Here is an 18,596-nt window from a genome sequence, read left to right as displayed (position 1 = left end):
CTGGGCCATGCAATTAATCTGAAACGACTGCAGCGGCACTTGCCGGATTCAAACCCCGTTCAATAACTCACCAAACTGAATGGAGCGCGTGGTCTGAATAATTCAGCGTGCGTGAGAGCGCAGTGAATGGCGCGTGCAGGATGCTCAAGCTGCGCATCTGCAATCTAAATCCGTGACAGCGGCCACAGTTCATCGGCGCCGTGGCGCTGCGTGGCGGGGGGCATGGAGTCGGGGACGGCTCAGAGCCCTTTCCTCTGGAAAGGGATCCGACCCAGGGGCCTCGATCAGCCGCGGCGGAACGCGGCGGGGGTACGGGCGCCGACGATGATCATGCGGATCATCGTGGAGATCTGTTCAACCAGCTCCGGATCCTTCTCCGGTGGCAGGTCCATGGCGGTGGCACCCATCGCGAACACCAGCCGGGTGATGGCCTTGGCCACCAGTTCCGGGGCATGCAGTACGGCGCCATCCAGTGCGGCCAGGCGCACCAGGTCGTGCTGCAGCTCTTCCTCGAAATAGTGCAGCTCGCGTTCGACCGCATGCTTGAAGTCGTCCGAGCCGACCGCGCCCTCGCGCAGCAGCACGTGCAGCAGCTTGTCGTCGGCGCGCAGCTGCTCCATGAAGGTCTCCACCGAGACCCGCACCACGCTGGTGGCGGTGGAGGTGGCGCGCTGGCGGGCCTCGCCGATGATGGTGCGCAGCGAGCGGCCGGCCGCATCGATCAGCGCCACGGCCAGTTCGTCCATGTCGCGGAACTGCCGATAGAAGCTGTTCGGCGCGATGCCGGCCTCACGTGCCACTTCGCGCAGGCTGAGCGTGGACAGGCTGCGGTGCGGCCCGATCAGTTTCAGGGCAGCAGCCAGCAGATCCTCGCGGCTCACCGTACGGCGGGCCGGGCTGTTGGCATCTTCGGGCGTCGACAAGGCGGTGGCGGCGGCCATGGGGGTTCCGGTGGGGCGAGGCTGAATCATACCCAATCCGGTTCAATATACACATGTATACACAGGTGTATGTGCGCCCGTATAGTGCGCCCATGAGCGCTGTCGTCCGTCCGTCCCTGTTCTCTCCGTACCGCTGGGTCTCGCCGTCGCTGTTCGATTTCTGGGCGGGCCAGCTCAATCCCCTGTGGACCCTGCGCGAGCCGGTGGCCCGCCTGGTCCGGCGCGAGCCGGCCGGCGAGGGCGCGGCGACCCTGGTCCTGCGCACCAACCGGCACTGGGCCGGCATGCGTGCCGGCCAGCACGTCACCCTCGGCGTCGAGATTGAAGGACGCCTGTGGCAGCGCAGCTACAGCCCGACCGCACTGGGTCGGCGCGAGCTGGCGATTACCGTCAAGGCGATCGACGGCGGCCGGGTCAGCCAGCATCTGGTCAACCATGCGCAGCCGGGCGAACTGTTCCGTCTCGATGCCGCCTTCGGCGAATTCCATATGCCGGCCGCGGCGCCGGTGCTGCTGCTGGCGGCCGGCAGTGGCATCACGCCGATGCGCAGCCTCCTGCGCGAGGCCTGCCAGCGCCCGCTCGCGGCGCCGGTGGACCTGTTCTACTGGGAACGCACCGCCGCCCACCTGCAGTTCCGTGATGAACTGCAGGCGCTGGCCGCAGCGAACCCGAACCTGCGCGTGCACCTGCTGACCACCCGAGAAGGCGAAGCACCGGCCGCGCGTATCGATACCCACGATCTGCAGGTGGCCGGCGATGACACGCCGTTGGCGCAGCGCCATGTGCTGGCCTGCGGCCCGGATGGCTTCGTTGCCGCCGCGCGCGAGCGCCTGGCGCACCAGGTGGCCGGCTTCCAGGCCGAAGCCTTCACCCCGCCAGCGCCGCTGCGCGATGCCGACAGTGAAGGCGAAGTCTCGCTGACGCTGGCCCGCAGTGGCCGCCAGCTGAGCGTGCCGCGTGGCCGCTCGCTGCTGGAAAGCCTCGAAGCCCACGGCATCAAGCCCAAACACGGCTGCCGCATGGGTATCTGCAACAGCTGCAGCTGTGACCGCGTCAGTGGCGCCACCCGCCACCTGCGCACCGGCGACCTGCAGTCCGAATCGGCGCAGCCGGTGCGGATCTGCGTGAGCGCACCGACCACCGACCTGACCCTGGATCTCTGAGGACGCCTGCCATGACCCGCGCTACCGACCGTGCCCTGAGTACTGCCGAGATGCATGCCTTCGGTGAGGAACTCGACGCGATCCGCGACCGTGTGATCGGCAGCCTCGGCGCCTCCGATACCCGCTACATCCGCCGCGTGGCCGCCGCCGTGCGCTGGTTCGGCGTGGGTGGCCGTGGCCTGCTGTTCCTGGCGGCGTTCTCGCCGTTGTTCTGGATGCCGCTGCTGTGGCCGGCCGCGATCACAGGCACGCTGCTGCTGGCGCTGTCGAAGATCCTGGAGAACATGGAGCTGGGCCACAACGTCATGCACGGCCAGTTCGACTGGACCGGCGACCCCAAGCTCAACGGCAACACCTACGAGTGGGACATCGTTGCCACCGCCGACAACTGGCGCAAGACCCACAATTTCCGCCACCACACCTACACCAACGTGCGTGGCATGGACGATGACATCGGCTACGGCCTGCTGCGCATCTTCCCGGAACAGCGCTGGAAGCCGTTCTACCTGCTGCAGCCGATCATCGCGCCGATCTTCGCGCTGCTGTTCCAGTGGGGCGTGGCCGCGCAGGACCTGCGCCTGGGCCGTTGGCTGAAGGGCCGCATCAGTGGCCGTGCGATGTGGATGCAGACCCGCCCGGTGGCGCGAAAAATGGCCCGTCAGGTGCTGAAGGACTACGTGTTCTTCCCGCTGCTGGCCGGCCCGTTCTTCCTCACCGTGATGCTGGGCAATCTGGTGGCCAACGGCCTGCGCAACATCTGGACCTACGTGATCATCTTCTGCGGGCACTTCACCGCCGAATCGGAAACCTTCCCGAAGGAGTGCCTGCGCAATGAGTCGCGCGGTCACTGGTACCTGCGCCAGCTGCGCGGTTCGTCCAACATCAGCGGCGGCTTCCTGATCAACGTGCTGTCGGGCAACCTCAGCCACCAGATCGAGCACCACTTCTACCCGGACCTGCCGGCCAACCGCTATGCGGCCATCGCCAAGGAAGTGAAGGACATCTGCCGCCGTTACGGCCAGCACTACAACAACGGCTCGCTGCCGCGCCAGTTCGGCCAGGTCGTCTGGCGCATCCTGCGCCACGCGTTCCCGAGCAAGCCGCGCCGCCTGCCGATGTCGGACATCATGTCCGCACCGGCATCGGCCAACGCGGGCTGATCGACTCAGCCCGCCTTCGCCAGAGCCGCCTGCTCGCGGTCCAGGCGGCGCAGGAACACCTGCATTTCCTTGCGTGCCTGCTGGTCGCCCTTGCTGCCGGCCACGCTCAAACCGCGTTGCCACGCTTCGCGCGCCGCCTGCGGCTGGCCACTGGCCAGCCAGGCCTTGCCCAGCAGCTTCCACGCTGCCGAATACTGCGGATCAAGGACCACGCAACGGCCCAGATGGGTCGCTGCGCGCACCGGGTTGCCGGCATCCAGCCAGCCCTTGCCCAGGCCGAAGCGCAGCAGCGCGCCGTCCTTGCCGCTGGCGAGCATGCATTCCAGAGTCTCGATGTTCATCAGCGCACCTCCACCAGCAGCTCGGCCGGTCCCGGCTGGAAGCGGCCGCGATGGAACAGCAGCGGCGCGCCGCCGTTCTCGTGCACTTCGATGATGCGGCCGGCCAGCAGCAGGTGATCGCCGACCGGCCACTGCGCGTGGCGGGTACAGGTGAGGTGCGCTACCGCACCGGCGATGCGCGGTGGGGCGTCCTCGTCGTCATCCAGCAATGCCAGACCGTCGAAGCGGTTGCGTACCTGCGGATCGGCAAAGCGCCGGGCCAGTGCTTCCTGGTCGGCCGCCAGCACGCTGATCGCAAAGCGGGTGGCACGCTGGAAGGTGGACAGGCTCTGCGCGTGCAACGCCAGGTTCCACAGCACCAGTGGCGGCTGCAATGACACCGGCACGAACGAATTGATGGTCAGGCCGATGGGCTTGCCCTGCGCATCGCGCGCGCAGACGATGGCCACGCCGGTAGGAAAGTGGCCGAGCAGCCGCCGCAGGGCACGCGGCGGCATCTCGACCGACGGCACCGGGGCCGGGGCGGGGAAGACCCCCGCCCACGGCCCGGCGTACGGCAGTGTCTCGCCGCTCATGAGGCCCGGGCCTGGCGGTAGCGCCGGCCGACCTCGGCCCAGTTGATGATGTTGAAGAACGCACCGATGTAGTCCGGGCGGCGGTTCTGGTAGTGCAGGTAGTAGGCGTGTTCCCAGACGTCCAGTGCGAGGATCGGGGTATTGCCGGACAGGCCGACCGTTGCACCCATCAGCGGGCTGTCCTGGTTGGCGCTGCTTTCAACCTTCAGGCGGCCGTCGCGATCGCTGGTCAGCCAGGCCCAGCCACTGCCGAAGCGGGTCTGCGCGGCCTTGGTGAAGGCCTCCTTGAAGGCATCGAAGCCACCCAGATCGCGGTCGATGGCGGCGGCCAGCTCATCATCGGGCGTGCCGCCGTTGGCGCTGAGCACGGTCCAGAACAGGCTGTGGTTGGCGTGGCCACCGCCGTTGTTGCGGACTGCGCCACGCTGCGCCTCGGGCACTGCATCGAGGTTGGCGATCAGCGCCTCGACCGGCTGCTCGGCGATGCCGGCCTGCTCGATGGCGGCATTGAGGTTGTTGACGTAGGTCTGGTGGTGCTTGCTGTGGTGGATCTCCATCGTGCGCGCATCGAAATGCGGCTCGAGGGCGTCGTAGGCGTAGGGGAGCGGGGGAAGCGAGTACGACATCGAAGCAATCTCCGTGGGGAAGGCCAAGGGGGCTGGCCGTGGGGAGACTGTTATCGCACCTCAACATTGGTTGAGGTCAATAGATCAAGAGGTCAAGACGGAGGCATGGTAGTGCCGGCCGCTGGCCGGCATTCAGCGAAGGTCGGGTTGCCGGCCAGCGGCCGGCACTACCAGAACCCGCTTTCCGAACCCTCACCGGCGCGCTGATGCGCTGCCCGCGCTCGCAGGAAACTGTCAGGAGGGGGCGGGGGCCGCTGGCCAGGACCGTTGGCGCCAAGGATGGCGCCATCGAGCACCATGGAGGGGCTTTTGCGTGTCCTGGCCAGCGGCCCCCGCCCCCTCCCACACGGATCAACAAAAGCGCCGGCAGGCGAACCCGCCGCCAGCGCTTTCATCAACTCAACTCAACCAGTCCTTGCAGGCGCCATCCACCTGGTCACCGCACGCCTGCTGCATCCGCTGCTGCAGCCGTGCCAGCGTCTCCGCACCCTGGTGCTTGCCGCTCCACGCCTTCAACTGCCCGGCAAGTCGCTCGAAACGCTGGCGGGTACGCTGGTGGTAGCCCGAAGGCTGCGCCTCCAGTTCGGCAATCAAGGAGGCGGTCGCCTGCTCGATGCGCGGTGCATCGTCCGGCGCCAGCTTCAGCAGGCCTTCCACGTACAGCACGCCCCATTGCACTCGGGTGGCCGGGCCCTGCGCACCATCGTAGGCGCGCTTCAACCACCCCAGCGCGCCGGCGGTGTCGCCGCGCTGCTCGGCCAGTTCGGCCAGCTCGGGCATGTAGTAGTACGGCTGCTCGCTGCGCTTCAGCTCGGCCAGCAACAGTGCCTCGGCACCCGCGTCGTCACCTACCTCGCGCAACGCGTACACCGCGCTGCTGATCGTGGCCTGGCGTGCATGCGCATCGGTGGCGGCGGCATCGGCAGCGGCCACGCGCTGCTTGACCCGCTCGACCAGCGGCGCGGGCAGTGCGCCCTTGGGCTGTTGCTGGCGGGCCAGCGATACTTCGGTCAGCGCACGCGACAACGCGTCGTCGGCGCGGTCACCGCGCTCGGCATCGGCGCGCTCCAGTGCGACCAGCAATTGCTGGCCCAGGGTGCTGGACGTGGCCGGGCCTGCATTGGCCTGCTTGACCAGCTGCACGCCTGCATAGCCCAGCAACTCACGATTGCGGCGCACTTCCGCCGGTTGTGCCAGTACGGCCTGCAGCAGCTCGCGCACTTCGGTGGGCGAGGCATCGGGCTTCTCGGCTGTGGCCAGAGCCAGCAGGGCGAAACGGCGCTGCAGGGCGGCGTCGGGTGCCGCCCTGGACAACTGGCGCAGCACGTCCTGGCTCCTGCGCTCGCCGGCCAGGCGGTTGGCGTCCACTTCCCAGCCGTAGTCGCCCAGTACCTGCCAGTCTTCGGTGGCCAGCTGGTCCGGCGTTGCCAGCGCGGTGGCCAAGGTGGCCGCAACGGCACTGCGGCGGCCTGCGGCGACGGTCAGGGCCCGGGTCAGTTCGGCGGCGTCATTGCCACCGGCCACGCGGGTGATTTCGTTGCGCTGTGGGTCCAGCACGATCAGCGTGGGATAGCCGCGTACGCCGAAGCGTTCGCCCCAGGCCTGCGCACCTTCCTCGTCGCCATCCAGGTAGACGGGAACGAATTTGCTGGTCAGCGCGATGAAGGCCGGGTCCTTGAACAGGCCCGCCTTGAGCTGGTTGCACGGCGGGCACCAGACCGCACCCCAGTACAGCAGCACCGGCTTGCCGCTGTCGGCGGCTTCGGCGAAGGCATCGTCCACATCGCCCTGGCGCCAGGCGATGGCGGATGCCGGCGCGGGTGCCTCGGCAGAGTTGGCGGTGGATACCGGGGCCGGGGTGCAGGCGCTCAGCGCCGAAGCCAGCAGCAACACGGAAAGCGCGACGCGCATCGGCAGCATCTCGAAGGGCAGGGTGACAGGCCATTGTAGGAACCGCCGGGGAGCCTGCTGATTCAGTTTGCTTATGACAGGCGTGCCGCAGGGCATGACGCCCACCGGGCATTGCCGGGCGGATGCCTTCAGGCCGCTGCCCGCACCATCTGCTGGTACACCAGCCCGTTGATCTCGCCGACCTCGCCATCCAGCACGAAGCCATAGCGCAGGTAGGTAGGCACTGCATTGAGCGAGGCGCGCACCGTCAGTACCGGCTCGCGTACCTGCGGCAGCACGGCTTCGAACAAGGCATGGCCGATGCCCTGGCCCTGGCAGGCGGGATCGACGAACAGCATCGCCAGGTGCCGGCCCTCCTTCAATTCGACCACGCCGATTACGCGCGCATCCTGCTCGGCCACCAGGATGTGGTTGTCACCCTGCAGGCGTGCACCAAACGCATCGGCTGCAGCGACACTGCCGAAGGTGGCGATGCCGGCCGCGCTGAGCGAAGGCGCGACCGCTGCAGTGAACGCAGCCAGGCACACCGCGCTGATCGCGGGCAGGTCATCGACGTGGGCAGGGCGGATCGTCGGCATGCAGTGTTCTTCCAGTGGTAGGCGGCGCGTCATCGTCGCCGCAGGCCTGCGCGCTAAGCTGGCGGCATGAGTGATTTCAATCCTGCTTACGCTGCCTTGTTTCCGCAACAGGGTCTGAGCCTGGGCCTGATGACGCCTGTCGCCGCACATGGACTGGCCGATCCGCATGAGGCGCGGCGCATTGCGCGACTGGCCGATGATCTTGGCTTCGCCGCGCTTTGGACCCGCGATGTACCGTTGATGGTGCCGCAGGGCCCGGATGCAACAGCGAGTGCGCTGGATGACCCGTTCCTGTGGCTGGGCATGTTGGCTGCCGCGACCGAGCGCATCGTGGTCGGCAGCGCAGCTATCGTGCTGCCATTGCGCCAGCCGCTGCAGGTGGCCAAGTCGGCCTTGAGCCTGGACCGGATCAGTGGCGGACGCTTCGTGCTGGGCCTGGGTTCGGGTGACCGACCGGAAGAGTTCGCCGCATTCGGCGAGGATCTGGAGGGCAGGGCGGCGACGTTCCGTGAGCGCTGGACCTTGTTGCGGGCGGCGCTGTCACCGGAGGCCGATGAGCGGACGGCCGTACTGCAGGCGACGGGTGGCTTCGACGTGCTGCCGGCGCCGGCAACCCGCATCCCGATGCTGGTGGTGGGTACCGCGCGGCAGAGCCTGCAGTGGATCGCGCGCGAGGCCGAAGGCTGGGCCACCTATCATCGCGACGAGGCCGCACAGGAAGGGCGCATCGGCCTGTGGCAGCAGGCGCTGGTGCAGCGTGGTGGGCCAGCCAAGCCTTTCGTGCAGTCGATGCTGCTGGATCTGCAGGCCGATCCGCAGGCGCCAGCCGAGCCGCTGCCGCTGGGCCTGAAGGTCGGCCGCGATGGCCTGCGTGACTACCTGCTGCGCGTGCATGCGCAGGGCGTGGCACATGTGATGTTCAACCTGGTCGACAACGGGCGGTCGATGGGCGCCGTGCTGCGCGAGATCGGCGAGCAGGTTCTGCCGGATGTGCTCCGGTAGGTGTCCACCCTGGTGGACACGTTCCAGCAGTCGAGCACGGCTCGATTCTACATGGGGTTCGCATCTGCGTATCATTCGCATTTGATACCCCGATGCCGGAGCTCCGCGTGACCCAACGTTCCCCCATGCACCCGACCGGACGCCTGTTCGCGGTGGTCGCTTTCATCGAGGCCGTGACCTGGGCCGGCCTGCTCATCGGCATGTGGATGAAGTACGGCCCGATGGCCAACGTTGCGCTGGTCAAGCTGTTCGGGCCCCTGCACGGCGTGGCCTTCCTGGCCTATGTGGCGGTCACTCTGTTCGCGGCGGTGCGGCTACGCTGGCCGTGGTGGGCCAGTGCCCTGGCACTGCTGGCGGCGATCCCGCCGCTGGTGACGCTGCCGCTGGAGTGGTGGTTCAAGCGCCGTGGTCTGCTGGGCCTGCGTGCAATGCGCTGAACCCACTGTTGCATGCCCATTCAAGAGAATGGGTATCAAATGCAAATACGAGCCGTTATCATTTAAGGATGGCATCGGGCCCTGAGCAGGACTGATGCCGGGCGGGGGCGTACAGACGCACCCGGCCATCCTTTCCTGTTACGGCTGGTGTTTCATGCACGCACGTCCCGTCGTTCCCGGCTTGCCGGCGCTGGTGTTGGCTGCCCTGATCGGCACCATGGCGATGATGTCCTTCGTCGCCGTGATCGGCCCGGTGGTCCGCATGCTCGGTTTGTCCGAGTGGCATGCCGGCCTCTCGGTCACCGCCGCCGGTGTGTTGTGGATGCTGGCCGCGCGCCCGTGGGGCCAGCTCAGCGACCGCATCGGCCGCAAGCGCGTGCTGATGCTGGCGATGAGTGCCTACACCGTGGTCTACATCGCGCTGGCGGTGTTCATCGACGTGGCCCTGCAGGCGGTGCCGCCTGTATTGGTATCGGTGCTGGTGCTGGTCGGTGCGCGTGGCCTGATCGGCCTGTTCTACGCCGCGGTGCCTCCTGCCGCTGCCGCGCTGATCGCCGACAAGGCACCGACCGGGCAGCGTGCGAAATTCCTCGCCCGGCTGGGCAGCGCCAACGCACTGGGCATGGTGCTTGGCCCGGCCGCCGCTGGCTGGCTGGCCTATACGAATCTGTCGCTGGCGCTGTATGTGGCCGCATTGTTGCCGCTGCTTGCGCTGGCATTGCTGGCGTGGCGGTTGCCGGCCACACCGCCGGTGGAGAGCGCTTCTGCGCAACGCCGCCAGCCGATGAGCCGTCTCGACCCGCGCCTGCGCCTGCCACAGCTGGCGGCGTTCATCGCCATGATCTCGGTGACCATCGCGCAGGTCACGGTCGGCTTCTTCGCGATCGACCGCCTCGGCCTGGATGCAGCGGCGGGCGCGCGCATGGCCGGCATTGCACTCACAGCGGTTGGCGTCGGCCTGATCCTGGCGCAGGCGCTGGTGATGAAGCTGGAGGTACATCCACGCCGCTGGATCGTCCTCGGCGCGCTCATTTCCGGCATCGGCTTCGCTTCGGTGGCGGGCGTGCAGCAGGCCTGGCAGTTGCCGGCGGCGTACGCGCTGGCCGCGTTCGGCATGGGTTTCGTATTCCCCTCGTTCCAGGCGCTGGCCGCCGATGCGGTGGAGGCGCACGAGCAGGGCGCCGCGGCCGGCACGGTGGCGGCCGCGCAGGGGCTGGGCATGGTGGCCGGGCCGATGCTCGGCACGCTGTTGTATCGCGGCGGGCCAAGCCTGCCTTACCTGCTGGTCGGCGCGCTGCTGCTGTTGCTGTGCGCGCTGGCCGCAGCGCATCGGATGAAGGAGACCCCATGAACGATTCCCTGATGCAGGGCGCGTGGCCGGAGGCTGCGCCAGCGCCGCAGGAGAACACCGACGACGCGTCGCTGTTCCTGCTGCAGCATGCGGGCCAGCACGTGCACGCACGCGGGTGCCGCGCCGCGCTGCCGGTCGGTGCACTGGCGACGCTGGCAGAGCGCGTTTCGGAGTTCTTTGCCCAGCAGCGCGGTGGTCCGGGCCTGTTGGTTGGCGCGGTGCCGTTCGAACCGCGCGCGGACGATGCGTTGTACCAGCCCGAGCGCCTGCTGCCTGCGCTGGCACTGCAACCGCAGGCCGCACCGCCGCTGGACGGCGCCCTGCGGGCCGAGCCTGTGCCGCAGGACTATGCGTCAGCGGTTGCCGCGGCGGTGCAGGTCCTGCGTGCGCCCGAGCAGAACCTGCACAAGGTGGTGCTGGCGCGCAGCCTGTTGGCGCGCACCCGCCAGGCGCTGTCGCCGGACGTGCTGCTGGCACGCCTGGGCGCGGATCCGTCGGTGGCGACCTACGCGGTGCCGTTGCCGGTGGAGCTGGGCCAGGCGCCGGCGTGGCTGGTGGGGGCAACCCCGGAACTGCTGCTGCGCAAGCGCGGTGCCGAACTGTTGTCGCATCCGCTCGCCGGGTCAGCACGCCGCAGCGCCGATGCTGCCGAGGACGAGCGTGCCGCGCAGGCGCTGCTGGCCTCGACCAAGGACCATGACGAGCATCGCCATGTGGTGGACGCCATCGTCGAGGGCCTGGCACCGTACTGCAGCCACATCGATGCACAGCCACGGCCGATGCTGCATGCCACCGCCAGCATGTGGCACCTGGGCACCCGCATCCATGCCACCCTGAAGGATCCGCAGACGTCTGCCGCCGAACTGCTGGCACAGCTGCACCCCACGCCGGCGGTCTGCGGTACGCCGCGGCTGGCGGCACTGCAGCGCATCCGCGAACTGGAACCGGTGCCGCGCGGCTTCTACGCCGGCGCCGTGGGCTGGCTGGATGCGCAGGGTGACGGCGACTGGTACGTGGCGATCCGCTGCGCACGCCTGCAGGGCACGCAGCTGCGCCTGTATGCCGGTGCCGGCATCGTCGCCGAATCGGAACCCGAGGCCGAGGTGGCCGAAACCGCGGCGAAGTTCGCTGCCCTGTTGAACGCGCTGGGTGTCCATGAATCCGCGCCCGCCATCGAGCCTGCCGCATGACTACCTCCATTGATTCCTCCCGCCTGCCACTGAAGCAGGTATGGCCCGATACGCTGGCGGCGCGCTATCGCGAGGCCGGTCACTGGCGCGGCGAGACCTTCCCGGCGTTCCTGCGCGAGCGCGCGGAACGCTATGCGGATGACATCGCGGTGGTCGCCGGTGACGTCCGCCTGAGCTACGCGCAGCTTTGGCACGAAGCCGGTCGCATCGGTGCCGGCCTGCTGGCACTCGGCCTGCAGCCCGGTGAGCGGGTGCTGGTGCAGCTGGGCAACACCGCAGGCTTCATCACCACGGTCTGTGGTCTGTTCCGTGCGGGTCTGGTGCCGGTATACGCGTTGCCGGCGCATCGCATCACCGAACTGGTGCACTTCGCCAACAAGGCCGAGGCCAGTGCCTACATCACTGCCGACCTGCACGATGGCTTTGATCATCGCGGGCTGGCGCGGGCGCTGCAGGCCGAGGTGCCGGCGCTGCGCCACGTGGTCATCGATGGCGATGCGGCGGAGTTCACCGCGCTGCAGGCGCTGCAGGGCGATCGCAGCGAGCTGCCGGCCGACCCGGACCCGCAGTCGGTGGCGTTCCTGCAGATCTCCGGTGGCAGTACCGGGTTGTCCAAGCTGATTCCGCGTACCCACGACGACTACATCTATTCGTTCCGCGCCAGCAATGACCTCTGCGGCATCGACCGCGACAGCGTCTACCTGGTCGCGCTGCCGGCCGCGCACAACTTCCCGATGAGTTCGCCCGGCTTCTTCGGTGCGCTGTATGCCGGCGCCCGCGTGGTGCTCAGCCCCGGTCCCGGCCCGGATGCGGCCTTCCCGCTGATCGCCCGCGAACAGGTGACCTGCTGCGGACTGGTGCCGCCGCTGGCGCTGCTGTGGGCGCAGGCGGCGGCTACGAGCAAGCACGACCTGTCCAGCCTGCAGGTACTGCAGGTGGGCGGCGCCAAGCTGGTACCGGAAGCCGCACGGCGAGTGATCGACGGCCTGGGCTGCACCCTGCAGCAGGTGTTCGGCATGGCCGAAGGCCTGGTCAACTACACCCGGCTGGATGATCCGGAGGAACTGATCGTGGCCTGCCAGGGCCGGCCGATCAGCCCGGACGACGAAGTGCGCGTGGTCGATGACCACGACCAGCCGGTGGCTGAGGGCGAAGTGGGCCATCTGCTGACCCGCGGCCCGTACACCATCCGTGGTTACCACAACGATGCGGTGGCCAACGCGCGCTCGTTCACCGACGATGGGTTCTACCGCACCGGCGACCGCGTGCAGCAGTTGCCCGGCGGCTATCTGGTGGTGCAGGGCCGCGCCGGTGACCACATCAACCGCGCGGGCGAGAAGATCTCCGCCGAGGAGATTGAAGATCACCTGCTGGCCCACCCCGGCGTGTTCGACGCCGCCGTGGTCTCCATTCCCGACGAGTATCTCGGTGAGCGCAGCTGCGCGTTCGTGATCCAGCAGGGGGAGCCGATCAAGGCGCCGGCACTGAAAGCCTGGATGCGTACGCGCGGCCTGGCCGCCTTCAAGGTGCCGGATCAGGTCGTGTTCGTCGACAGTTTCGATACCACCGCGGTCGGCAAGATCAGCCGCCGCGAACTGCGCGCGCAGCTGCGCGCGCGTCATCTGCAACAGACAGGAGGAACGCGCTGATGGCGCTGCCCCGCATCACCAACTATTCCTTGCCGACCGCTGCCGAACTGCCGCAGGCGCGCGGGCCCTGGCGCCCGCAACGCGATCGTGTCGCGCTGCTGGTACACGACATGCAGCGCTACTTCCTGGCCGCGTTCGATGCCGGAAACGCGCCGCTGCGGCCGGCGGTGGACAACATCGCGCGCCTGCTGGCGCATTGCCGCGCACATGGCATTCCGGTCTTCTACACCGCCCAGCATGGCGACCAGGATCGCCGTGACCGTGGCCTGCAGGCCGACCTGTGGGGCCCGGGCATGCGCCGCAGTGCCGATCATGAGCCGATCATCGAGGCGCTGGCACCGCAGCCGGGTGAGCATGTGCTGGTGAAGCACCGCTACAGCGCGTTCCAGCGCAGTAACCTGGAGACGCTGATGCGGGTGCGCGGCCGCGACCAGCTGCTGGTCACCGGCGTGTACGCGCATATCGGCTGCACCGCGACCGTGGTGGAGGCGTTCCAGCGTGATATCGAGGCCTTCATCGCAGCCGATGCGGTGGCGGACTTCTCGCGTGCCGATCACGATCAGGCGCTGCACTGGATCGCACGCACCTGTGGCGTGCCGATGACCACCGATCAGTTGCTGGAGGTGCTGTGATGGCTGCCACGGGTGATGCGCTGGATCTGGAGCGGATGCGTGCCGACGTTGCGCGCGTGCTGGAGTGCACGCCGGCCGAGATCGGTGACGACGACAATCTGATCGACCTGGACCTGGACTCGATGCGCATGCTCGGCCTGGTCCTGGCCTGGGGCAACACCGGGTTGCCGCTGGAGTTCTCGCAGTTGGCCGAACACACCACGCTGCGCCAGTGGTGGGGTGTGGTGCAGAAGCTGCAGGCCGCGCAGAACGCATGAACGTCGCTGTGCTGGCCACGCCGGTGGCACTGACCGAGGCCCAGGCCGGACTGTGGTTCGCGCAGCGGCTGGCACCGGACAATCCGTCATTCAATACCGCACATGCGGTGTGGATCGACGGTCCGCTGGACGTGGCCGCGTTCATGGCGGCTGCCAACCGGGCGGCGGTTGAAGCCGAGGCCTTCGCGCTGCGCTTTGCCGAGGGGGCCGACGGCCAGCCGCTGCAGTGGCATGACCCGGCACATGTGCCGCTGCTGTCGGTGCGCGATCTATCCGTCGAGGCCGATCCGGCATCGGCAGCGCGTGCCCTGATGCAGGCCGACCGGCTCAGTGCGGTCGATCCGACCCGCGACCGCATAAGCCAGCAGGTGTTGTTCGATCTGGGAGGGCAGCGCTGGGTCTGGTATCTGCGTGTGCATCACCTTGCAGCCGATGGCTACGGCATGGCGCTGTTCACTGATCGCGTGTGCGCGTTGTATGCCGGTCGTATCGGTGAGTCACTGCCGGGGCTGGCGGGCGTGCTGGCTGATGATGCCGCCTACCGTGCCGATCCGCGCCGTACGCAGGCCGGCCACTGGTGGCGCGAGTACATGCAGGGCGCACCGGCAGGCGTAGGCCTGGCGGGTACCGTGGCGGCCAGCGACGATGCGCTGCGCTGGGTGCAGCCGCTGGATGCGGGGTTCCGGGAGCAGCTGCTGCAGGCATCGGTGCGCTGGTTGCAGCCGTGGCCGGATGTACTGGCCGCGCTCGCCGCCGAGTATCTGCGACGGATGAGCGCTGCCGATGAAGTGGTGCTGGGCGTGCCTTACATGGGGCGGCTTGGCAACGCGTCGGCGCGGGTGCCGGCGATGGTGATGAACGTGCTGCCGCTGCGCGTGGCGGCCGGCGAGGGCAGCGTCGAGGCCTTTACCCGCGGCCTGGGCCGGCAGCTCAGCCAGGGCCGCAAGCACGGCCGCTACCGCGGTGAGCAGTTGCGCCGGGACCTGGGCCTGGTCGGCGCGCAGCAGCGCCTGCACGGTCCGCTGGTGAATGTGCAGCCGTTCTACAAGCCACTGGCACTGAGCGGCGTGCGGGCGACGCTGGAGGTGCTGTGCACCGGTCCGGTGGATGATCTGACGCTGGGCTTCCGTGGCGATGGCCAGCACCTGCTGGACCTTGAGATCGAAGCCAATCCCGCGTTGTACAGTCGGGACGATGTGGAGGCGCACGCGACCCGGTTGCTGCATTTCGTGTCGGCGGCGCTGGAGGCCGGAGACATCGCGGCGGTGCCGCTGGCCACCGTCGCGGAAGCGCAGCAGGTGGTGCATGGTTTCAATGCCACCGCGCATGCGCTGCCACAGACTACGTTGGTTGAACTGCTGCAGCAGGGCATGGACCGTGATCCGCACGCGCCTGCGCTGGTGTTCGGCGACACTACGCTGGACTACGCAACGCTGGAAGCGCGGAGTTTCGCGCTGGCGGCACAACTGCGGGCGATGGCGGTCGGTCCGGGCAGTGTGGTGGCGGTGGCGTTGCCGCGCTCGCTGGAACTGGTAATCGCGCTGGTGGCGGTGCTGCGTGCGGGTGCCGCCTACCTGCCGCTGGACCTTGCGCATCCCGATGAGCGCCTCGCGCGTATTCTCGCCTCGGCGCAGCCGGCGTGCGTACTGGCTGCGGCAGAGGTATCGGCGCGCATGGACGGCGTGCCGGTGCTTGCCCCCGACCAATGGACCGCGCTGAGTTTCGCAGCACCGTGGGCCGATCCGGCGCCCAGCGATGCAGCCTATGTGATCTATACCTCCGGTTCGACCGGCGAGCCGAAGGGCGTCGTCATCGAGCACCGCGCCATCGTCAACCGCCTGCTGTGGATGCGCGAGCACTACGGCATCCGTTCCGATGACCGTGTTCTGCAGAAGACCCCGGCCACGTTCGATGTTTCGGTCTGGGAATTCTTCCTGCCGCTGCTGTGCGGCGCGACGCTGGTGGTGGCGGGCCCGGACGCGCATCGCGATCCGACCGAGCTGGCACGGCTTGTGCGTGCCCACGACATCACCACCGCACATTTCGTGCCGTCGATGCTCGATGCCTTCCTCGCCGCACCGGCCTCGGCAGGGCTGCAGCTGCGCCGGGTATTCACCAGTGGCGAGGCGCTGGACGCATCGCTGCGCGATCGTTTCCATGGGCGCGTGCAGGCCGAACTGCACAACCTGTATGGCCCGACCGAAGCGGCAGTGGACGTCAGCTACTGGCCGGCTTCGGCCGATGACCGCTCACGGCCGGTACCGATCGGGTTCCCGGTCTGGAATACCCGCCTGTACGTGTTGGACGCGCGGATGCAGCCGCTGCCGGTGGGTGTGCCGGGCGACCTGTATCTGGGTGGCGTGCAGCTGGCGCGTGGCTACCTCGGCCGCGATGATTTGACCGCCGAGCGCTTCCTGGCCGATCCCTTCCTGCCAGGGGAGCGCATCTACCGCACCGGCGACGTGGCGCGCTGGCGCAGCGACGGCGCAGTCGAATACCTGGGCCGCAGCGACCATCAGGTAAAGCTGCGCGGCCTGCGCATCGAGCTCGGTGAAATTGAAGCGGCATTGCGCGAGCTGCCGGGCATGGATCGGGTGGAGGTGCTGCTGCGCCAGGACGCTCCCGGTGACGCCAGGCTGGTGGCCTACGTGCCTTCGGCACTTGCCGATGCGGCGACGCTGCGCAGCCATCTGGCCACGCGGGTGCCGGACTACATGGTGCCGTCGGCCTTTGTCGGCGTGGAGTACTGGCCGGTGACCGCCAACGGCAAGCTGGACCGCAACGCGCTGCCGAAACCACCGCAGCAGGAAGCGGGTGGACTGTTGCCGCGCACGCCGCTGGAACAGGAACTGGCCGCGCTGTTCGCACAGGCGCTGGGCCGCGAGACACCGGTGGCGGTGGATGCGGACTTCTTCAGCCTCGGCGGCGACTCGCTCTCGGCGGTGCACCTGCTGCTGGCCATCGAAAAACGCTGGCGCTGTGACCTCGGCCTCGGTGCCCTGTTCGCGCAGCCGACCGTGGCCGCATTGGCGACGCGCATTGCCGAACCGCCGGCGCTGGCCGACCACGCATTGGGGCCGGTGATCTCGCTGGCTGCGACTGACGCTGATGGGCCCATTCCGTTGTTCGTGCTGCACCCGGCCGGTGGCATCGCCTGGAACTACCGGACGCTGGCGCGCGCCCTGCAGCCGGCACGCCCGGTATATGGCCTGCAGTCGCCCGCGCTGGATCCGAAGCAGCCGTTGCCGTCCAGCATCGAAGCCATGGCCAATGACTATGTGCAGCGGGTGGTCACGCTGCAACCGAAGGGACCGGTGCATCTGCTGGGCTGGTCGGTGGGCGGCATCCTCGCCCAGGCGATGGCGGTGCGTCTTCATGAAATCGGGCGTGAAGTCGGTGAACTGGTGCTGCTCGACGCCTACCCCAGCGAATGCTGGCGGGCTGAGCCGGAACCCGATGCCATCGCCGCATTGCGTGCGCTGCTGGCGATTGCCGGCCATGACCCGGAGGCGCATCCGGAGCTGGACAGCCGTGAACGCATTCTTGGTTTCCTGCGCCGTGGCGGTAGTGCGCTCGGTAGCCTGCCGGATGTAGTGCTCGATGGCGTGGTGCGTGCGGTGACCGGCACCAATCGCTTGATCCGCGAACACATCCACCAACCGTTCGACGGCACGCTGGTGCACGTGCGCGCTGGTCGGGATCATCAGACGCGGCCGCAGCTGCAGTCGGCGTTGTGGCGCACGCACGCGCGCAAGGTGCAGGCGCTGGAGCTGCCGTTCCTGCACGCCGAGCTGACCGGCCGCGATGCGGTGGCGCAGCTGGCACCGTGGTTGTCGGCGCGCCTGCGCCACTGGGATGAGCAACAGGAGATCGCAACATGCAGTTGACCGGCTTTGAAGGTCGCGTGGCACTGGTGACCGGCGCCGCCGGCGGCATCGGCGAGGCCCTGGTACGGCTGTTGGCCGAGGCCGGCTGCACGGTGGTGGCAACCGACCGCGAGGCGCCCGTGGTAATGGATGCACGTGTACAGGCATTTGCGCTCGATGTGACCGACAGCGTAGCGGTGGACGCACTGGTGGATCGTGTGGAAGCCAGCATTGGGCCGATCGGTCTCGCCGCAAGCGTGGCCGGGGTCCTGCACGTGGGCGAGGTGACCGGGACTACCGATGCCGATTGGCGCCGGGTGTTCGCAGTCAATGCCGATGGTGTGTTCCATGTTGGCCGTGCGCTGGCGCGGGTGATGTCACCGCGAGGCCAGGGCGCGATCGTCACCGTCAGTTCGAATGCCGCCGGCGTGCCGCGGCACGGCATGGCCGCCTACGCCGCGTCCAAGGCTGCCGCCACGATGTTCACCCGCTGCCTCGGGCTGGAGCTGGCGCCGCTGGGCATCCGCTGCAACATCGTCGCCCCGGGTTCAACGCTGACCCCGATGCAGACCGGCATGTGGCAGGACGAGCACGGTGCCGAGCGGGTGATTGCCGGCAACCTGGAGACGTACAAGGCCGGCATCCCGCTGCGCAAGCTGGCGACCCCGGAAGACATTGCCCATTCGGTGATGTTCTTGCTCTCCGAGCAGGCCGGGCACGTGGCAATGAGCGACCTGTACGTCGACGGCGGCGCCACCCTGCGCGGCTGAGTCCTGTCGATACCGGCCGGCAACCCATGGCCCCGGTAGTGCCGGCCGCTGGCCGGCAATCCATGGTCCCTGGTAGTGCCGGCCGCTGGCCGGCAGCCCATAGTCTCCGGTAGTGCCGGCCGCTGGCCGGCAACCTCATTCAACTTC

General features: G+C 68.4%; 17 protein-coding genes. 11 read left to right on the top strand and 6 right to left on the bottom strand.

Annotation, left to right across the window (positions count from 1 at the left end):
* Positions 1-284: 284 nt before the first annotated feature.
* Positions 285-941, bottom strand: a complete 657-nt coding sequence (gene fabR / locus ACSYAO_RS12075) for an HTH-type transcriptional repressor FabR (protein ID WP_005409961.1) — start codon at positions 939-941, stop codon at positions 285-287.
* 92 nt (positions 942-1,033) lie between these two features.
* Between fabR and ACSYAO_RS12070 the strand changes: the two genes are divergently transcribed.
* A complete protein-coding gene (locus tag ACSYAO_RS12070) occupies positions 1,034-2,104 on the top strand; it encodes a ferredoxin reductase (RefSeq protein ID WP_049462789.1) in 1,071 nt (356 codons plus the stop codon).
* An 11-nt stretch (positions 2,105-2,115) separates the two neighbouring features.
* The gene (locus ACSYAO_RS12065) at positions 2,116-3,264 is read left to right on the top strand and encodes a fatty acid desaturase family protein (protein WP_024957648.1); all 1,149 of its coding nucleotides are present in this window, start codon (positions 2,116-2,118) and stop codon (positions 3,262-3,264) included.
* A 5-nt stretch (positions 3,265-3,269) separates the two neighbouring features.
* Here the strand turns inward: ACSYAO_RS12065 and ACSYAO_RS12060 are convergent, their stop codons facing one another.
* The 5 genes from ACSYAO_RS12060 to ACSYAO_RS12040 form a co-directional block, all read right to left on the bottom strand.
* Positions 3,270-3,605: a tetratricopeptide repeat protein gene (locus tag ACSYAO_RS12060; RefSeq protein WP_049462788.1), complete on the bottom strand. Its 336-nt coding sequence runs from the start codon at positions 3,603-3,605 to the stop codon at positions 3,270-3,272.
* A complete protein-coding gene (locus tag ACSYAO_RS12055) occupies positions 3,605-4,180 on the bottom strand; it encodes a flavin reductase family protein (protein ID WP_033833194.1) in 576 nt (191 codons plus the stop codon). The genes ACSYAO_RS12060 and ACSYAO_RS12055 overlap by 1 nt, the downstream gene beginning before the upstream one ends.
* Positions 4,177-4,806 carry a superoxide dismutase gene (locus tag ACSYAO_RS12050; protein ID WP_049462787.1) on the bottom strand — a complete coding sequence of 210 codons (630 nt, stop codon included), beginning with the start codon at positions 4,804-4,806 and terminating at the stop codon, positions 4,177-4,179. The genes ACSYAO_RS12055 and ACSYAO_RS12050 overlap by 4 nt, the downstream gene beginning before the upstream one ends.
* Positions 4,807-5,205: 399 nt before the next feature.
* The gene (locus ACSYAO_RS12045; protein WP_149908545.1) at positions 5,206-6,726 is read right to left on the bottom strand and encodes a thioredoxin family protein; all 1,521 of its coding nucleotides are present in this window, start codon (positions 6,724-6,726) and stop codon (positions 5,206-5,208) included.
* A gap of 119 nt (positions 6,727-6,845) precedes the next feature.
* Positions 6,846-7,295, bottom strand: coding sequence for a GNAT family N-acetyltransferase (locus ACSYAO_RS12040; RefSeq protein ID WP_032970811.1), 450 nt, complete (start codon positions 7,293-7,295; stop codon positions 6,846-6,848).
* A gap of 66 nt (positions 7,296-7,361) precedes the next feature.
* Here ACSYAO_RS12040 and ACSYAO_RS12035 point away from each other — a divergent pair, with 66 nt between their 5' ends.
* The 9 genes from ACSYAO_RS12035 (at position 7,362) to ACSYAO_RS11995 (ending at position 18,449) form a co-directional block, all read left to right on the top strand.
* Entirely contained in the window at positions 7,362-8,297 is a 936-nt protein-coding gene (locus tag ACSYAO_RS12035; RefSeq protein WP_049462785.1) for a TIGR03571 family LLM class oxidoreductase, read from the top strand.
* A 125-nt stretch (positions 8,298-8,422) separates the two neighbouring features.
* Positions 8,423-8,734 carry a DUF3817 domain-containing protein gene (locus tag ACSYAO_RS12030; protein ID WP_049462784.1) on the top strand — a complete coding sequence of 104 codons (312 nt, stop codon included), beginning with the start codon at positions 8,423-8,425 and terminating at the stop codon, positions 8,732-8,734.
* Positions 8,735-8,888: 154 nt separating this feature from the next.
* The gene (locus ACSYAO_RS12025) at positions 8,889-10,085 is read left to right on the top strand and encodes an MFS transporter (protein ID WP_049462783.1); all 1,197 of its coding nucleotides are present in this window, start codon (positions 8,889-8,891) and stop codon (positions 10,083-10,085) included.
* Positions 10,082-11,275, top strand: coding sequence for an isochorismate synthase (locus ACSYAO_RS12020; protein ID WP_049462782.1), 1,194 nt, complete (start codon positions 10,082-10,084; stop codon positions 11,273-11,275). The genes ACSYAO_RS12025 and ACSYAO_RS12020 overlap by 4 nt, the downstream gene beginning before the upstream one ends.
* Positions 11,272-12,924: a (2,3-dihydroxybenzoyl)adenylate synthase gene (locus tag ACSYAO_RS12015; protein WP_049462781.1), complete on the top strand. Its 1,653-nt coding sequence runs from the start codon at positions 11,272-11,274 to the stop codon at positions 12,922-12,924. The genes ACSYAO_RS12020 and ACSYAO_RS12015 overlap by 4 nt, the downstream gene beginning before the upstream one ends.
* On the top strand, positions 12,924-13,556 hold the full coding sequence (locus ACSYAO_RS12010; protein ID WP_049462780.1) for an isochorismatase family protein: 633 nt from the start codon (positions 12,924-12,926) through the stop codon (positions 13,554-13,556). The genes ACSYAO_RS12015 and ACSYAO_RS12010 overlap by 1 nt, the downstream gene beginning before the upstream one ends.
* Complete coding sequence (locus tag ACSYAO_RS12005) at positions 13,556-13,813, top strand: phosphopantetheine-binding protein (RefSeq protein ID WP_049462779.1); 258 nt, start codon at positions 13,556-13,558, stop codon at positions 13,811-13,813. Before ACSYAO_RS12010 ends, ACSYAO_RS12005 begins: the two co-directional genes overlap by 1 nt.
* Complete coding sequence (locus ACSYAO_RS12000; protein WP_100437633.1) at positions 13,810-17,700, top strand: enterobactin synthase subunit F; 3,891 nt, start codon at positions 13,810-13,812, stop codon at positions 17,698-17,700. Before ACSYAO_RS12005 ends, ACSYAO_RS12000 begins: the two co-directional genes overlap by 4 nt.
* Positions 17,691-18,449, top strand: a complete 759-nt coding sequence (locus ACSYAO_RS11995; protein ID WP_049462777.1) for a 2,3-dihydro-2,3-dihydroxybenzoate dehydrogenase — start codon at positions 17,691-17,693, stop codon at positions 18,447-18,449. The genes ACSYAO_RS12000 and ACSYAO_RS11995 overlap by 10 nt, the downstream gene beginning before the upstream one ends.
* The last annotated feature ends 147 nt before the right edge of the window (positions 18,450-18,596 follow it).

It is taken from the genome of Stenotrophomonas sp. STK16_22 (assembly GCF_051984505.1).
Taxonomy (GTDB): Bacteria; Pseudomonadota; Gammaproteobacteria; order Xanthomonadales; family Xanthomonadaceae; genus Stenotrophomonas; species Stenotrophomonas maltophilia_A.
Note: the sequence above shows the minus strand (reverse complement) of the source record. Positions and strands in the feature narration are given on the sequence as shown.

What these genes read in the sequence shown, in the direction of transcription:
- ACSYAO_RS12005 (WP_049462779.1), top strand. Translation starts at nt 13,556, where the DNA reads ATGGCTGCCACGGGTGATGCGCTGGATCTGGAGCGGATGCGTGCCGAC.
- fabR (WP_005409961.1), bottom strand. Translation starts at nt 941, where the DNA reads ATGGCCGCCGCCACCGCCTTGTCGACGCCCGAAGATGCCAACAGCCCG.
- ACSYAO_RS12050 (WP_049462787.1), bottom strand. Translation starts at nt 4,806, where the DNA reads ATGTCGTACTCGCTTCCCCCGCTCCCCTACGCCTACGACGCCCTCGAG.
- ACSYAO_RS12030 (WP_049462784.1), top strand. Translation starts at nt 8,423, where the DNA reads ATGCACCCGACCGGACGCCTGTTCGCGGTGGTCGCTTTCATCGAGGCC.
- ACSYAO_RS12025 (WP_049462783.1), top strand. Translation starts at nt 8,889, where the DNA reads ATGCACGCACGTCCCGTCGTTCCCGGCTTGCCGGCGCTGGTGTTGGCT.
- ACSYAO_RS12035 (WP_049462785.1), top strand. Translation starts at nt 7,362, where the DNA reads ATGAGTGATTTCAATCCTGCTTACGCTGCCTTGTTTCCGCAACAGGGT.
- ACSYAO_RS12055 (WP_033833194.1), bottom strand. Translation starts at nt 4,180, where the DNA reads ATGAGCGGCGAGACACTGCCGTACGCCGGGCCGTGGGCGGGGGTCTTC.
- ACSYAO_RS12020 (WP_049462782.1), top strand. Translation starts at nt 10,082, where the DNA reads ATGAACGATTCCCTGATGCAGGGCGCGTGGCCGGAGGCTGCGCCAGCG.
- ACSYAO_RS12060 (WP_049462788.1), bottom strand. Translation starts at nt 3,605, where the DNA reads ATGAACATCGAGACTCTGGAATGCATGCTCGCCAGCGGCAAGGACGGC.
- ACSYAO_RS12070 (WP_049462789.1), top strand. Translation starts at nt 1,034, where the DNA reads ATGAGCGCTGTCGTCCGTCCGTCCCTGTTCTCTCCGTACCGCTGGGTC.
- ACSYAO_RS12000 (WP_100437633.1), top strand. Translation starts at nt 13,810, where the DNA reads ATGAACGTCGCTGTGCTGGCCACGCCGGTGGCACTGACCGAGGCCCAG.
- ACSYAO_RS11995 (WP_049462777.1), top strand. Translation starts at nt 17,691, where the DNA reads ATGCAGTTGACCGGCTTTGAAGGTCGCGTGGCACTGGTGACCGGCGCC.
- ACSYAO_RS12015 (WP_049462781.1), top strand. Translation starts at nt 11,272, where the DNA reads ATGACTACCTCCATTGATTCCTCCCGCCTGCCACTGAAGCAGGTATGG.
- ACSYAO_RS12065 (WP_024957648.1), top strand. Translation starts at nt 2,116, where the DNA reads ATGACCCGCGCTACCGACCGTGCCCTGAGTACTGCCGAGATGCATGCC.
- ACSYAO_RS12010 (WP_049462780.1), top strand. Translation starts at nt 12,924, where the DNA reads ATGGCGCTGCCCCGCATCACCAACTATTCCTTGCCGACCGCTGCCGAA.
- ACSYAO_RS12040 (WP_032970811.1), bottom strand. Translation starts at nt 7,295, where the DNA reads ATGCCGACGATCCGCCCTGCCCACGTCGATGACCTGCCCGCGATCAGC.
- ACSYAO_RS12045 (WP_149908545.1), bottom strand. Translation starts at nt 6,726, where the DNA reads ATGCTGCCGATGCGCGTCGCGCTTTCCGTGTTGCTGCTGGCTTCGGCG.